The sequence below is a fragment of the Amycolatopsis sp. NPDC043885 genome (assembly GCF_056435685.1).
Window position 1 is genome coordinate 19,806 of the sequence record NZ_JBWKEA010000007.1, and the last position, 13,499, is coordinate 33,304.

Annotated in this window: 12 protein-coding genes and 1 pseudogene; 6 read left to right on the forward strand and 7 right to left on the reverse strand. The window is 69.0% G+C overall.

Going from position 1 to position 13,499, the window contains the following annotated elements; translation table 11 throughout:
• Positions 1-36: 36 nt before the first annotated feature.
• From AC069I_RS21380 to AC069I_RS21395, 4 genes and pseudogenes are all read left to right on the forward strand, one after another.
• Positions 37-1,410, forward strand: a complete 1,374-nt coding sequence (locus tag AC069I_RS21380; protein ID WP_478227455.1) for an MFS transporter — start codon at positions 37-39, stop codon at positions 1,408-1,410.
• A gap of 26 nt (positions 1,411-1,436) precedes the next feature.
• Positions 1,437-2,285 (forward strand): SDR family oxidoreductase, encoded by an 849-nt coding sequence (locus tag AC069I_RS21385; RefSeq protein ID WP_478227454.1) that lies wholly within the window; start codon positions 1,437-1,439, stop codon positions 2,283-2,285.
• A gap of 12 nt (positions 2,286-2,297) precedes the next feature.
• On the forward strand, positions 2,298-2,747 hold the full coding sequence (locus AC069I_RS21390) for a Dabb family protein (protein WP_478227453.1): 450 nt from the start codon (positions 2,298-2,300) through the stop codon (positions 2,745-2,747).
• Positions 2,748-2,933: 186 nt separating this feature from the next.
• Positions 2,934-3,152, forward strand: a pseudogene (locus tag AC069I_RS21395) (HNH endonuclease signature motif containing protein); the annotation flags it as partial.
• Positions 3,153-3,702: 550 nt separating this feature from the next.
• On the opposite strand, the gene AC069I_RS21400 reads toward AC069I_RS21395, so the two are convergent.
• Together AC069I_RS21400 and AC069I_RS21405 are read right to left on the reverse strand one after the other, a co-directional pair.
• Positions 3,703-6,093, reverse strand: coding sequence for a helix-turn-helix domain-containing protein (locus AC069I_RS21400; protein ID WP_478266253.1), 2,391 nt, complete (start codon positions 6,091-6,093; stop codon positions 3,703-3,705).
• An 89-nt stretch (positions 6,094-6,182) separates the two neighbouring features.
• The gene (locus AC069I_RS21405) at positions 6,183-7,169 is read right to left on the reverse strand and encodes a helix-turn-helix transcriptional regulator (RefSeq protein WP_478227451.1); all 987 of its coding nucleotides are present in this window, start codon (positions 7,167-7,169) and stop codon (positions 6,183-6,185) included.
• Positions 7,170-7,246: 77 nt separating this feature from the next.
• Here AC069I_RS21405 and AC069I_RS21410 point away from each other — a divergent pair, with 77 nt between their 5' ends.
• Positions 7,247-7,585, forward strand: coding sequence for a YybH family protein (locus AC069I_RS21410; protein ID WP_340688774.1), 339 nt, complete (start codon positions 7,247-7,249; stop codon positions 7,583-7,585).
• Between the two features lie 56 nt (positions 7,586-7,641).
• On the opposite strand, the gene AC069I_RS21415 is transcribed toward AC069I_RS21410, so the two are convergent.
• The 4 genes from AC069I_RS21415 to AC069I_RS21430 form a co-directional block, all read right to left on the reverse strand.
• Complete coding sequence (locus AC069I_RS21415) at positions 7,642-8,376, reverse strand: hypothetical protein (RefSeq protein WP_478227450.1); 735 nt, start codon at positions 8,374-8,376, stop codon at positions 7,642-7,644.
• Positions 8,377-8,669: 293 nt separating this feature from the next.
• Complete coding sequence (locus AC069I_RS21420) at positions 8,670-10,091, reverse strand: amino acid permease (protein WP_478227449.1); 1,422 nt, start codon at positions 10,089-10,091, stop codon at positions 8,670-8,672.
• Positions 10,092-10,188: 97 nt separating this feature from the next.
• Entirely contained in the window at positions 10,189-10,803 is a 615-nt protein-coding gene (locus AC069I_RS21425) for a DUF2238 domain-containing protein (protein ID WP_478227448.1), read from the reverse strand.
• A 34-nt stretch (positions 10,804-10,837) separates the two neighbouring features.
• Entirely contained in the window at positions 10,838-11,617 is a 780-nt protein-coding gene (locus tag AC069I_RS21430) for an isocitrate lyase/PEP mutase family protein (protein ID WP_478227447.1), read from the reverse strand.
• 96 nt (positions 11,618-11,713) lie between these two features.
• On the opposite strand from AC069I_RS21430, the gene AC069I_RS21435 reads away from it, so the two are divergent.
• Positions 11,714-12,031 carry an effector-associated constant component EACC1 gene (locus AC069I_RS21435; protein ID WP_478266254.1) on the forward strand — a complete coding sequence of 106 codons (318 nt, stop codon included), beginning with the start codon at positions 11,714-11,716 and terminating at the stop codon, positions 12,029-12,031.
• A gap of 137 nt (positions 12,032-12,168) precedes the next feature.
• On the opposite strand, the gene AC069I_RS21440 is transcribed toward AC069I_RS21435, so the two are convergent.
• Positions 12,169-13,419: a PucR family transcriptional regulator gene (locus AC069I_RS21440; protein WP_478266255.1), complete on the reverse strand. Its 1,251-nt coding sequence runs from the start codon at positions 13,417-13,419 to the stop codon at positions 12,169-12,171.
• Positions 13,420-13,499: the final 80 nt, after the last annotated feature.

Here is a 13,499-nt window from a genome sequence, read left to right on the forward strand (position 1 = left end):
ACGCGAACGGACGGGTTCCCGCGCGATCGTGGCGGCATGACAGTACGAGCGACGAAACGGATCTCACGCGGGGTGGCGATGCTCGGCCTGGCGAGCGCCATGTTCCTGGTCATCCTCGACGCCGCCATGGTGAACCTCGCCGGGTCCACGATCCGGCAGGGCCTGGCGCTCAGCGCCGCCGAACTCACGGTGGTCGTGGACAGCTACCTGGTGACGTTCGCGGGCCTGCTGCTGCTCGGTGGCCGTCTCGCCGACGTGCTCGGGGCCAGGAGGGTGTTCCTGGCCGGAATGGCCGTCTATCTCGCGGCGTCGGCCTTCTGCGCGCTCGCCACCAGCGGCGGGCTGCTGATCGCCGGGCGGATCGGGCAGGGAATCGGGGCGGCGGTCCTGATGCCCGCCGCGCTCTCACTCGTCCTCGGCCTCTACTCGTCGCCCGCGGAACGCACGCGCGCGATGGGGATCTGGGGCGCGGTCGCGGGGGCGGGCAGTCTCGTCGGCGTCTTCCTCGGCGGAACGCTGACCGAACTGCTCGGCTGGCAGGCGGTGTTCGTGACCCCGGTGCCGTTCGGCGCCGTCGGGGCGATCGTCGTGTGGCGCGCCGTGCCGCCGGTGCCCGGCAGGCCGGGCCGGTTCGACGCCCTGGGCGCCGTCACGATCACCCTCGGGATCTCCGGGGTCGCGCTGGGCATGGTCTCGGCTTCCGACGCCGGCTGGACCGCGCCCGGCACGGTCGCCGGTCTCGTGGCGGGACTCGTTTCCCTGACGGCGTTCGTGTTCGTCGAGCGGCGTTCCTCGCGCCCACTGGTCCCGCTGGGCGTGTTCCGCCGGAAGCCGGTGGTCACCGCGAACCTGGTGATGGTGCTGATCGGCGGAACCCTGACCAGCCTGTTCTTCTTCCTGCCCCAGTACCAGCAGGACGTACTCGGGATGAGCCCGCTGGCGACCGGCATGGCCCAGCTCCCGCTCGCCGTCATGATCATCGTGGGCAGTGTGCTCGCGCCGATACTGGCGAAACGGATCGGGCTCGCCCGCGCGCTGCCGTCCGCCCTCGCCGTCCTGCTCGCGGGATTCCTTTGGCTGGCAGGGGATCCGACGACCAGCGGCTTCTCCGTCAGCCTGCTGGGCGCGTTCCTGCTGATCGGCACCGGGCTCGGCCTTGGTGCCGTCAACGCCACCGCGATGGCGGTCCGCGACAGCGCGGACGGCGAGTCGGGTCTGCTCAGCGGCCTGGTGAACGCCGCGCAGCAACTGGGCGGCGCGGTCGGGCTGGCCGCGCTCGCCGGAATCGCCATCGGCGCCGCGGGGACGCACGGGGAAATCTCGTTCACGACCGCGTTCCTCGGTGAAGCCGTGCTCGTCGTCATCGCCCTCGCGGTGTCACTCGTCTCCGCAACCAGAACCCGTAACTGAACTTTGTCGAGAAAGGATATTCCACAATGGACACTGTAGTGGTGACCGGCGCGACCGGAACCATCGGAACCGCCCTGATCCCCGCCCTGCGAGCCCGCGGCGTCGCCGTCCGCGCGATGACCCGGGACCCCGGTCGTTCCGTTCCCGGCGCCGAGACCGTCGTCGCCGACCTGCGTGACCCGGAAGCGGTCGCCGCGGCACTGAAAGGCGTCGACGCGGCGTTCCTCAACAGCCCTTCCGCTCCCGACGCCGCCTCGCTCCAGATCCGGTTCGCCGACCTCGCCCGGGAGGCGGGTGTGAACCGGCTCGTGCTGCTCTCGCAGTACGCGGCGCGCGCCGACTCACCGGTGCGGTTCCTGCGCTGGCACGCCGAAGTCGAGGCGCACGTCCGATCACTCGGGATCGAGCACACCGTGCTGCGTCCCAATCTCTATTTGCAGGCGTTGCTCGCCTTCGCCGGCACCATCGCGCAGGGATCCTTCGCCGCACCCATCGGCGACGCCGCCGTCAGCGCCGTGGACACCAGGGACATCGCGGACGCCGCCGCGGCCGTGCTGACCGGTACGGGGCACGCCGGCCGGACCTACACGCTGACCGGACCGCGTGCGGTGACCCACGGCGAGATCGCCCAGGCGCTCTCGGCCGCCATGGGGCGGAACGTCACCTTCCACGACACCTCCGCCGACCAGTTCGCCGCGGCGCTGACCGGGTTGCTCCCGCCGTGGCAGATCGACGGTCTCATCGAGGACTACGCGCACTACGCCAGGGGCGAAGCCGCCGAAGTGCACACGGCCGTCACCGACCTGACCGGAAAACGCGCGCGCGACGTCGCCGACTTCGCCCGCGACCACGCCGCCGATTTCCTGTCTGTGTGAAAGGGAACCCCGATGATCTACCACTGCGTCCGGTTCACGCTCAAGGCAGGCGTCTCCGAGGAGGAAAAGGCCGCGGGGCTCGCGCGGATGGGCGAGCACATCCACACCATTCCCGCTATCAAATCACGTGCCGTCAGCCCTGACTTCGGCGGTGAATTCGATTACGGCGCCGTCACGGTGCTCGAAGACATCGAGGCTTACGAGGAATACGTGAATCATCCGGCGCATCTCGAAATGGACCGGTCCGGACTTCCGCTGATCGACACGTTCGTGTCCCACGACATCACCGACGACCCGGATTCGGAGATCGGCGCGAAGATCGCCGACGTGCACCGGCGCCGGTTCGAGAACGTGCCCGATGTGGCGGGACTGGTCGCCGATCTCAAGGAGTACAGCGGCAGTGCCGCACCTGGCAGGCATGGGCCACCGACTACCCCTTCCGGTGGTTCTCTTCGTAATTAGTCGACTAAGTGCGAGGGTTTTCGGCCGCCTTGCTCTAGGTGATGCAGCTCGGTGGCCGGTTCACCCTTCAGTGTTGTTCGTGCGTTTCGCTTGTCGCTCAAAATTACGAACGCTTGTTCGATTGTTTCGCGGTATTGTTGAGGGGTTTCCGAGACTTTCCTTCCCGAGTTGCCGCAGTAACTGTGGAAGCCGAAGTACTGCCACGCTCATCACATTCACCATTGGGAAGATGGTGGCCCGACGGATCTTCGGAATCTGGTGCTGCTGTGCGGTTTCCATCACCGGCTGATCCACCACGGCGACTGGCAAGCCCGCATGACAGCCGACGGGCTACCGGAATTCATCCCACCCCAATACCGAGATCCGCTCCGACAACCCCGACACAACACCCTGCACCACCGCTGAACCCCGAAGAGCCCGCCAGCCACACCGGCGACGGGCCCCTCGGCATGTCCACGTCCCGACGCTCCGTGAAGGCCTCCTTGCCTACCCTCAGGGTAGTGAAGGAGGCCTTCACTACCTGCCACGCTCGATCCTGAAGTCCATAAAGGACTCCCGGCTCACCATCAGGTGCCCACAGGCCCAGGGCCGAGCGGCCGCGCCAACTCCGGAACCGGCGAGAGCAAGACGAGGCAACCAGCAGAAATCGACGCCCCGTTCTACCGGTAAGGCTGCATGGACCCGGATGTCCTACCGGCCTGGGTTTGTGCCAGTTGTTCAGCGGCGACACGAAGCCGATGGCCACCCGGACACAGCCACCGGGCTTCGAACCGGAACCCTCCGGCGAACCGGTCCTGGACAACGAAACCCAGGCTGGGGCTTCGGCCGCCGGACCCCGCGCCTGGACCGGGTCGTCCGCGACGTCCCCGCGCACGCCGAGGTCGACGGGATACCGGCGATCGGCCGGTGCGCCCCATCCCGAGCCGGCCTCGGCGTGCCGGCGGACCAACGTCAGCTAGGAACCGTAGTTCGGTTTGACCGCTTCGGAACGACCGAGCCGGTCACGGAGACCCCGCGCGCGCTCCCTGTCCGCGCGGGCCGATGCCGGGTCGTCCATCTCCTCGGACAACGCCGCCCTTTCGTTGAGCGTGTCGATCTGAGCCTGTGTCAGTCCGATGCGTTCGTAGAGTTCCTCGGCCTCGGACAACCGGCGGCGCGCGTTCGCGTGGTCGCCCTGGCGTCGCATGAAGCGTCCGGTCTCCTGCAGCGCGCGGGCCTGGCCCATGGCCGCGCCGTGACGACGGAACAGGCCGAGTGCCGTCTCGCACTGGGTGAGTGCCCGATCGGCAGCGTCGAGCGCGGCCAGGTTCTGGGCCGAACGCAACAGCACGTACGCGTAGTTGGTGTCGTCCACCGGAGTACGCGAGCCACCGTGTTCCGGCGCGAAGTAGCGGACGCAGGCGTCGAACTCTTCGGCGGCCTCGTCGAACCGGCCCTCCCGGTACCGGTACGAGGCCCGCATCGTCCGTGCCACATGGACCCCGAGCGGATAGCCCGCCTCCTCGAACAGTCGCACCGCCTCGTCGAAGAGTTCGGGCGACGTCTCGCGGGCATGCGCGCTCGTCAGGTACACCCGCGCCCAGCCCTGTTCGCGCCGGTCGCCCGCCTTGACCGCGGCGTCCCAGGCCAGCCGGGCCGTCCGGACGGCTTCTTCCGCCTGATCGCACAGCGAGGCCTGCACCCAGGACAGATAGTTCCGGTGGACCGCTTCCTCCCGGTCGCTGCCGAGCGCGATGGCCGCGTTCACGGCGAGTTCGAACACGTCGTACCAGGTACTCGCGGTCCCGCCGATCTCCGAGTACCAGTGCATGGACTCGGCCAGGTCGAGCACCGGCCGGTGGTCACCGCGTGAGGCGACGCTTTTGACCGCGGCGTGCCAGTTCTTCAGTTCGACCTCGAGCCACCTGCCCGCTCCGGAATGGTCGCCGAACGACGGCGTCGCGACCGGGAGGGGGCTGACTCCGTCGGTCGGGTGGAAGTAGCGGCCCGCCGCCGTCGCGGTGCGCACCAGCCAATCGGCCAGCCGGGTTTCCGCCGCTTCGACGACCTCGGGGGCCTCCTCGCGGGACAGCCGTTCGGTCGCGAAGACCCGCAGGAGGTCGTGGAACTGGTACCGGCCGTTCTCCTGCGACGTCTGCAGCAGGCTCGCGTCGGTCAGTTCCTCCAGGAACACGGCGGCGTCGTCCTCGTCGGCCGCTTCGATGAGCGTCATCGCGGCCCCCACCGAAAAGTCCGCGGCCGGGACGAGAGACAGCCGCCGGAACACCGCGGCGGCGTTCGGGCTGAGCTGGCGGTACGACAGTTCGAAGACGCTGCGGACGTCGAGATCGCCGGCGGTTAGCGTGGTCAGCCGTCTGCCGCGGTCCCGGAGCTGATCCACCAGACGCGACAGCGGCCAGGTCGGGCGGCTCGCCAGCCGGTTGCCCGCGATCCGCAGCGCCAGCGGCAGCCGCCCGCACAGATCGACCAGTTCGAGTGCCTCCCGTGGCTCCCTCGCGACCCTGTCCGCCCCGATGATGGTCGACAGCAGGGCGACCGCGTCGTCCTCGCCGAACACGTCGAGGGCGAGCCTGTTCGCGCCTTCCAGCCCCACCAGCATCTGACGGCTGGTGACCAGGGTGAGACACCGCGGCCCGCCGACCAGCAGCGGCCGGACCTGAGCCTCGTCGGCCGCGTCGTCGAGGACGATCAGGGTGGCCCGGTCGTGCAGGAGGGAGCGGCACAGGCTCATCCGGTCCTCCTGATCGGCCGGGATGCGGACGGCGTCGACGCCCAGCGAGCGCAGGATCAGATGCAGCACGTCCGCCGGGTTCGCCTGCTCGGCGGACATCCCGCGCAGCTTCAGGAAAAGCCTGCCGCCGGGGAACTCCGCGGCGAGGTTGTGCGCCACGCGGACCGCGAGGGTGGTCTTGCCGGTCCCGGGAGGTCCGCTCAGGATCGCGACCCGTCCGGACCTGCGGCGACCGCCGCCCAGATCCGCGGAAAGGGCGCACAACGCGTCGAGATCGCCTTCGCGGCCGGTGAGGTCGTCGACGTCCGCCGGCAGGATGCCGATCAGGTGCGCGCCGGTGATCCCGGCGGGTGCGGGCGCGGGGGCGCGGCCCTGCCGCGCGACCTTCTGCAGGCCCGTCAGCTCTTCGTCGGTCAAGGACAGTGGCGCGGCAAGCGCTTCGATCGTCCGGCGTTGCGGGCTTTTGGCGATCCCGCGCTCCATGTCGCTGATGGCGCGGACACTCACCCCGGACCCCTCGGCGAGTTCCTCCTGCGTGAGGCCGGCTCGGACGCGATAACCCTTCAGCAGCACCTTGAACGTCGTGGCTGCCTTTCCCAGGGCGGCGTTCGTCATGGCCGGATTATCCCGTCCCGGCCGGCGGGCTCAACTTGACGTTGGTCTCAAAAGCACGCGCGGATCCCGTCCTCGACTGTCCACTGTGGTCAGTCAGGCCGGCCTCGACCGCCGCCATAACGGCTGGTGATCGCCTCGGCCCGGTCCCGCAAGGAGGCGCGTAACCAAGGCGGCTCAAGGGCCTCCGCGTCCGTGGCGAGTTGCCACAACGCCCATTCGGCGTGACGCGCGTCCTGGAAGGTCACCTCCATGCGCAGACGGCCGTCCTCGGCGGCTTCTTCCGTGAGTACGGCCAGCGCGGTGCCCACCAGTTCGTCCCGCCGCACCGGATCCACCAGCACCGACACGGCGACCTGGTCCCCGCCGCTCCGGAACCGTGTGCCGCGTTCCTGCCAGGTCCGGTCCAGGTCCACCCGGTCCGGGCGTTGCGCGGGTTCGGGGAGCTCCTCGGCGGCCCGCACCCGGGACAGCCGGTAGGTGCGGTCCTCACCGGACCTCGTGGCCAGCAGATATCCCCGATCCCGGACGGTGACCAGACCGATCGGATCCACCGTGCGCCACCGCGGTGCCCGGCCCTCGGCCGCGTAGTGGATACGCAGTTTGTGTCCCGCGAACACCGCGCGCCGGACCTCGGAGACGACGGCGTCCGGCACCTCCTCGGCGGGCACCCGGCGCGAGAGCAGATCGGTCTCCGGGTCGATGAGCAGGCGCCGGGCCGCGCCCGCCGCGGTGTCCCGCTGGCCTTCCGGTAGCGCGTCGACCACCTTGAGCATGGCCGACGCGAGTGCCGAGCCGAGGCCGAACGCCTGAGCGCCGCGCCGTGATCCGGCGATCAGCAGCGCGAGCGCCTCGTCGTGGTTCAGCCCGGTGAGTTCGGTCCGGAAACCGGGCAGCAATCCGAAACCGCCGTGCCTGCCGCGTTCGGCGTACACCGGGACACCTGCCGCCGACAGCGCCTCGATGTCACGGAGCACGGTGCGGGTGGAGACCTCCAGTTCGCGCGCGAGCGTGGTCGCGGACAGGCGGCCGCGGTGTCGCAACAGCAACACCAGTGAGACCAGCCGGTCGGCGCGCATGGCCGGAACTCTAGCGGAATACACGACACAGGATGTCGTGATTGGCTGCGAGGCTCACCCTCATGACAAGCAGGACTGTGGCCACCGAGCCGAACGATCTGGGCAAGTTGTTCATCGAGCGAGGCAACGCGGGCGATGTCGACGGACTGGTGGCGTTGTACGAACCGGGCGCCGTACTGGCGTTCCCGCCGGGCAACATCGCGACGGGGCACGCGGAGATCCGCAAGGTGTACGAGGAGTTCGTCGCGGCCGCGCCGGAACTCCTGCCGGGCAGGCAGCATCCGGCGCTGGTGGGCGGCGACCTGGCGCTCACGGCGTCCACGCTGACCACCGGTGAGGCGACCATCGAGGTCGCCCGCCGTCAGCCGGACGGGTCCTGGCTCTGGGTGCTGGACCAGCCGGTGTTCGTGCCGTGACGGGACGGCTCGCCGGTGACGGACCCGGGTCCGTCACCGGCGAGCCGTGCGCGGCGTCAGAGTGTGCAGTTCCTGGCCGAACCCGTGTTCACCTTGGCTCCGGTGAACTCCTCGATGATCGCGATGTTCTCCGGGGCATAGTTCTTGGCGACGATCTTGGCCACGTCCGCGCTGCCGAGTTTGGCGGCGTGGGGCGCGGATTGATCCAGCCAGTAGGCGGTACGGAGGAATTCGATGAGTACCAATTCGCGCAATTCGGGCTGGGCCTTGATCTTGGCCCAGTAATCGGGATGTTCGGTCTTGGCGACGCGAAGGTAGAGCTGAAGGTAGCGCAGGTTCGTCGCCGCGATGTCCCGCGAATTGCTCGCGCCCACGCCCTGGATGTACTCCGCGACGACCGTCGCCGCGGGCAATCCCATGAGCCCGGCGTTGAGTTCCGCGATGACTCCTTGGATCCGATACGAGCCCTGCTGCTGATCCCGCAGGTAGATGTCGTCCATCGAACGCGTGAGATCATCCGTGATCAGCGGCAGGATTTCGCGACGGGGGAATCCGCCGTGGATCGGGACCTTCATCGCCTTGCGAGAAGCGTCGATCCACGCCGAGACGTACACGTCCCACGATGTTCTCGAAGGATCCAGGTCCCACATGTGGGTCTCTTCGTGGATCGCCACCATCAGGGACTCCGCGAGCGCGTTGAAGCTGGTCTTGTTGACGAACTGGCTGAAGTACTTGTCCTTGGCCTGGGCGATCGCGAGGCCTTCGCCGCTCGGCCAGCGCCGCTTGTACACGGCTTGGATCGTCTGCAGCCACTTCGTGGACTGGAAACCGGCCTTTATGTCACTTACATCGGCTTTCGGTTGTACGGGTTCTTCATAACAGAAGGAGGCTCGGGCGGTCGCCGTCTCTTGAGCGGAGACGGGGAATGGGGTGAGGGACAGGGCGAGGCACGCGGTCAGCACGGTAATGCCATATCGGCGCATAAGGACCTCGGTTCACGGTAGGGTTTTCCGTGGGTCGGACGGAAGTGTCCCCCACCGATCACCGTCATTCAATGATCAGGCCCGGACTGCGGCTGTACAGGCTAGGAATTATGGCGGCGAACGGGCGAATCCGCGGCCAGCCGGGATCGGCGCATGCTGTAACCGAAGTAGATGAGCAGGCCGAGCGCCATCCAGCCGGCGAAGACGATCCAGGTCTCGCCGTCGAGGCTGAGCATCATGTAGCCGCAGCACAGCACCCCGAGGACCGGCGTCACGGGGGAGAACGGCACGCGGAACGAACGCGGGGCCTCCGGTTGCCGCTTTCGCAGCAGCAGGACGGCGACGTTCACCAGCCCGAAGGCGAACAGCGTGCCGATACTGGTGGCGTCGGCCAGTTTCCCGAGTGGGATGAACGCGGCCAGCGCCGCGACGAAGCCGGAGACCACCAGGGTGTTGATCCGGGGCGTGCCGGTCTTGGGATCCACTTTGGACAGAGAGGCGGGCACCAGTCCGTCGCGGGACATCGAGAAGAGGATGCGCGTCTGTCCGTAGAGGACGGTCAGCACGACACTGGAGATCGCCACGATCGCGCCGACGGCGAGCAGCCCGGCCCACAGCGGATTGTCGGACACGGCGCCGAGCACGTGCGAGAGTGCGGCCTCCTGGCCGTCGAAGTCCTGCCACGGCAACGCGCCGACCGCGGCCACGGCGACAAGGCAGTACAGCACGGTGACGATGGCGAGCGAGAGCAGGATCGCCCTCGGCAGGTCCCGCTGCGGGTTCTTCGCCTCCTCGCCCGCGGTCGACGCCGCGTCGAAGCCGATGTAGGAGAAGAAGAGCTTCGCGGCACCGGCGCTCAGTCCGGCCAGGCCGAGCGGCAGGAACGGGGTGAAGTTCGCCGCCCGCACCGCCGAGAACGCGATCGCACAGAACAGCACCAGCGTGCCGACCTTGATCACGACCATGATCGCGTTGGCCCGCGCGCTCTCCTTCGCGCCGGACAGCAACAGGAACATGGCGAGCAGCACGACGAGGATGGCCGGGACGTTGACGATCCCGCCCGAGCCCGGCGGCTGGCTGAACGCGTCGGGGATGGCGAAACCGAACGTCAGCCGCAGCAGTTCGTTGAGGTACTGCCCCCAGCCGACGGCCACCGACGCCACCGAGACGCCGTACTCGAGCACCAGGCACCAGCCGCAGACCCAGGCGACCAGCTCGCCGAGCGTGGCGTACGCGTAGGAGTAGGACGAACCGGACACCGGGATCATTCCGGCGAGCTCGGCGTAGGAAAGCGCCGAGAACAGCGCGGTGATGCCGGCGAGCACGAACGACAGCACGACCGCGGGGCCCGCCACGGGGACCGCTTCGCCGAGCACGACGAAGATCCCGCTGCCCAGCGTCGCGCCGATGCTGAGCATGGTCAGCTGCCCAAGGCCGAGGGATCGCTTCAGCGTGCCGTGATCACTGTCGGCGATCAGATCGGCGACCGGTTTCCGCCGCACCGCCGCGGCTCGCAGAGTCATGCCGAGGACCGTATCTGCCGTGCCGGACACGCAGAACAGGAGATCGTTGCCGGGTTACCTGGATTACAGGCGATTCGTTGAATGGTACCGGCGACGCTCAAGCACCCGAAAGTTGCCGATCGTGCACCCTGCGCCAGATCAGCAGGGAGAGCACCGCGCCGCACAGGCAGAGGAACATGTCCCACTGCGTGTCCCAGACATCTCCCTGGGTGCCGAGGAAATCGTCCGCGCCCGCACCGGCGACCATCGCGCTGAACCATTCCACGAACTCGAAACCGGCGGCGATCGTCACGCAGACGCTGACGGTCAGGAACGCGACCCAGGCGCCGGGCCGCAGCGGGGTCCGGCGCAGCAGCACCTCGCGCACGGCGATCGCCGGGACGAAACCCTGGACGACGTGGGCGAACCGGTCGTAGTTGTTCCGCTGAGTGTCCATCAGCCCCTGCACCCATTCCCCGGCCGGGGTCTCCGCGTAGGTGTACTGCCCGCCGTAACACAGCACGATCGCGTGCAGCACCAGTAGCCAGCACAGCAAGCGGGTCAAGGGAAAGCGCTTGCGCAGGGCCACCACCAGCGGCAGCCCGATCAGCACCCAGACGACTTCCAGCAGCCAGGTGCCGGGGGACCTGGCCAGGACACCGGTCACCACGAGCACGACGACCACGGAGCCGGCCAGCAGGATGCCTTCCGTCCGGCCGACTCCACGCACCATGCGTGGGACCCTACTGTGACGGGCCCCGGCTCGCTCAGTTCAGCTTGCGCATGTCGGCGGGCAGGCCGCCGCCGGCATAGACGTCCTCGGCGAGCTTCGCCAGCGCGGTGAGCGCGACGTTCTGGCTGAACGGCCCGTAGGACACCCGGGAGACGCCGAGCTTCTGCGCGGTGGCCAGCGGGATCGAGCCCGGGACGCCGATCAGGTTCACCTTGCGCTCGCCCAGCGCCTCGACCAGCCTGCCGACCTGGGTCTCGTCGAGCTTGCCGGGCACGAAGACGTTCGACGCGCCGGCGTCCAGGTACGCGCGGCCCCGGGTGATCGCGTCGGCCAGCACCTCCTCGGGGTCACGGTCGCCCGCCCGGAGGAAGGCGTCGGTGCGGGCGTTGAGCACGAAGTCGATCCCGGCGGACTGGGCGGCGGCGACCGCGGCCTCGACGGCCTTGACCGACTCGTCCAGTGGTTTCATCTGGTCTTCGAGGTTGCAGCCGGCCGCGCCCGCCTCGATCGCGCGGGCGACCGTGCCGCCCGGGTCGCCGTAACCCGCTTCCAGGTCCGCTGTGACCGGCAGGTCGCCCGCCACCCGGACGATCAGGGCGACCTCGGCGATCATCTCGTCGCGGGGGATCACCTCGCCGTCGGGGTAGCCGCGGGCGGCGGCGATACCGTGGCTCGGGGTGGCGAGAGCTTGTGTACCAGGGGTTTCGGCGACGACCTTCGCGGTGATCGCGTCCCACACGTTGACGACGAGCAGCAGTTCGGGGGCGGCGTGCAATTCCTGCAGCCGGGTGGCCTTCTCGGCGATGGAAACCATGCCTTCAATGTAGAGGTTTCGCCCGGCGGCGCCGATTCCTGTTACACGCCGGGCCGGAGCGGCGACTGGTAGGGATAGCACTTCGAGGGAGGTCCCGTGGAGCTGACGATCAACGCCGCCGGCGACGAACAAGCGCTGACCGAGTTCTACAGCTGGCTCCGCGACGACGCCGGCGTGACGCGGTCCGCGACGATCAGCCTCGCGGGCTCGCGGAGCACAGGGGAGATGGGGGTCTTCGAGGTCATCTGCCTGTCCATCGGCTCGCTGACCGGGCTGGCGAATCTGGGCATCGCCTGGAGCGACTTCCTCCGCTCCCGCAAGGAAACGCCCCCGTTCACCATCACGGTCGAGAGGGAGCTGACCGCCGAACAGCGCGCCATGCTCCGGAACCTGGACCTGCCGCTTTCGTGGTGAGGGGAGTCGGACCGCGCGACACCAAGGGCTCCGGTGAGTGCGCCCGCAGGTGGTCGTGAGTGGCGTTTCGGGTTCTAACCCGAAACGCCACTCACGACCACCTGGACCGAACGGCCACCGACGGCCGCACCTTCGCCTTACGACCCCGCGCCGCTTCCCAGCCACCGCAACGTTTCCAGTGCGACGGCCACGTCAACCGCGTTCTCCGCCAGCGGCAGGGGGAGCAGTTCGTCGGCCCGTGCCAGCCGCCGGACGACGGTGTTCCGGTGGGTGTAGAGCCGTTCCGCGGTCCGTGTCGTGTTGCCCAGTTCGTGCACGTAGGCCCGCACCGTCTCCCGGGTCTCGGCGTCGGCGTGCCGGAGTTCGCCGAGGGTGTCGGCGATGAATTCGCCCGCCTGCGCCGGATCGCCGGTGAGCAGGGCGAGCAGCTGGATGTCCTGGTACCGCGCGATCTGCTGTGGCGAGGTGAGCCGGGCGAGCATCCGCTGGGTGGCGGCGGCGTCCAGATGGCTGCGGCGGAATCCGTCGATCCCGCTGCCGGGCCGTCCCAGCGCGACCCGGACGTCGGGGTGCGGCGCGAGGTCTTCGGCGAGCCGGTCCGCGCGCGGCGGGGTCCGGCCGGGCAGCCAGACCCACAGGGCGGCGGCGCTGGCGACGACGGTCAGCCGGTGTGAAGCGCCGCTCGCCCGCATGAGCGTTTCCGCGGCGGTTTCGAGCTGCTGGGACGACGGTGTCGCCGAGCCGCTCCAGACGATCGCGGCCGTATGCGGTCCGGCGAGCGGGTAGCCGAGCTGGGCCTCGGCCCGCGAGCGGCTGATGGGCGCGCCTTCCAGCAGCAGGGTGACCGTGGCCCGCCGCTCGGCGTGGGCGCCGCGGGTCAGTTCCGAGCGTTCGGCGGCCATCCGTTCGGACACGGCGGCGACGGTGTCCTCGATGAACGTGGTGATCGACAACGACGAGACGTCCAGCAGTTCGCGGAGCAGGACCGGGTCCGACGTGAGGTCGAAACAGATCTCGATCCACCGGCGCCAGGCCACCCCCTGCGCCCGCCGGTAGGCGTCGAGGCCGCCGGAGTCGAAGCCGCGCCGCACCATGTCGCGAGCGCCGTCGAGCACTTCCCGGTTCAGGTTGGCGGCGACGCGTTCACCGGGGCGCTGCACGTTGGCGGCCGCCCAGTGCAGCAGATTCGCCAGATTGGCGCGTTTGGTCCCCTCGGTGAGCACGGGGTCCTCGGCGACCGCGCGCATACTGCCCCCGCCGAGCGAGGCCTCGTGCAGCTCCTCGATCCATTCGGCACGCGGATGCAGCACGATCTCCGCGCCCCGCCGGAAGAGGTCACGCGCCTCGGGCGACAGGGTCGGCCACGGCGATGCGGCACTTTGCACCATAGGTCCATCATGATGGTGCAGATAGTGCTAGCGCAATTCCCCACCTGCCCCGCATCGTGGAGGCAACCGAGACGAGGCTG

Excerpts from the sequence above, each read along its gene's own strand:
- AC069I_RS21380 (WP_478227455.1), top strand. The coding sequence starts at position 37 with ATGACAGTACGAGCGACGAAACGGATCTCACGCGGGGTGGCGATGCTC.
- AC069I_RS21385 (WP_478227454.1), top strand. The coding sequence starts at position 1,437 with ATGGACACTGTAGTGGTGACCGGCGCGACCGGAACCATCGGAACCGCC.
- AC069I_RS21390 (WP_478227453.1), top strand. The coding sequence starts at position 2,298 with ATGATCTACCACTGCGTCCGGTTCACGCTCAAGGCAGGCGTCTCCGAG.
- AC069I_RS21400 (WP_478266253.1), bottom strand. The coding sequence starts at position 6,093 with ATGACGAACGCCGCCCTGGGAAAGGCAGCCACGACGTTCAAGGTGCTG.
- AC069I_RS21405 (WP_478227451.1), bottom strand. The coding sequence starts at position 7,169 with ATGCGCGCCGACCGGCTGGTCTCACTGGTGTTGCTGTTGCGACACCGC.
- AC069I_RS21420 (WP_478227449.1), bottom strand. The coding sequence starts at position 10,091 with ATGACTCTGCGAGCCGCGGCGGTGCGGCGGAAACCGGTCGCCGATCTG.
- AC069I_RS21425 (WP_478227448.1), bottom strand. The coding sequence starts at position 10,803 with ATGGTGCGTGGAGTCGGCCGGACGGAAGGCATCCTGCTGGCCGGCTCC.
- AC069I_RS21430 (WP_478227447.1), bottom strand. The coding sequence starts at position 11,617 with ATGGTTTCCATCGCCGAGAAGGCCACCCGGCTGCAGGAATTGCACGCC.
- AC069I_RS21440 (WP_478266255.1), bottom strand. The coding sequence starts at position 13,419 with ATGGTGCAAAGTGCCGCATCGCCGTGGCCGACCCTGTCGCCCGAGGCG.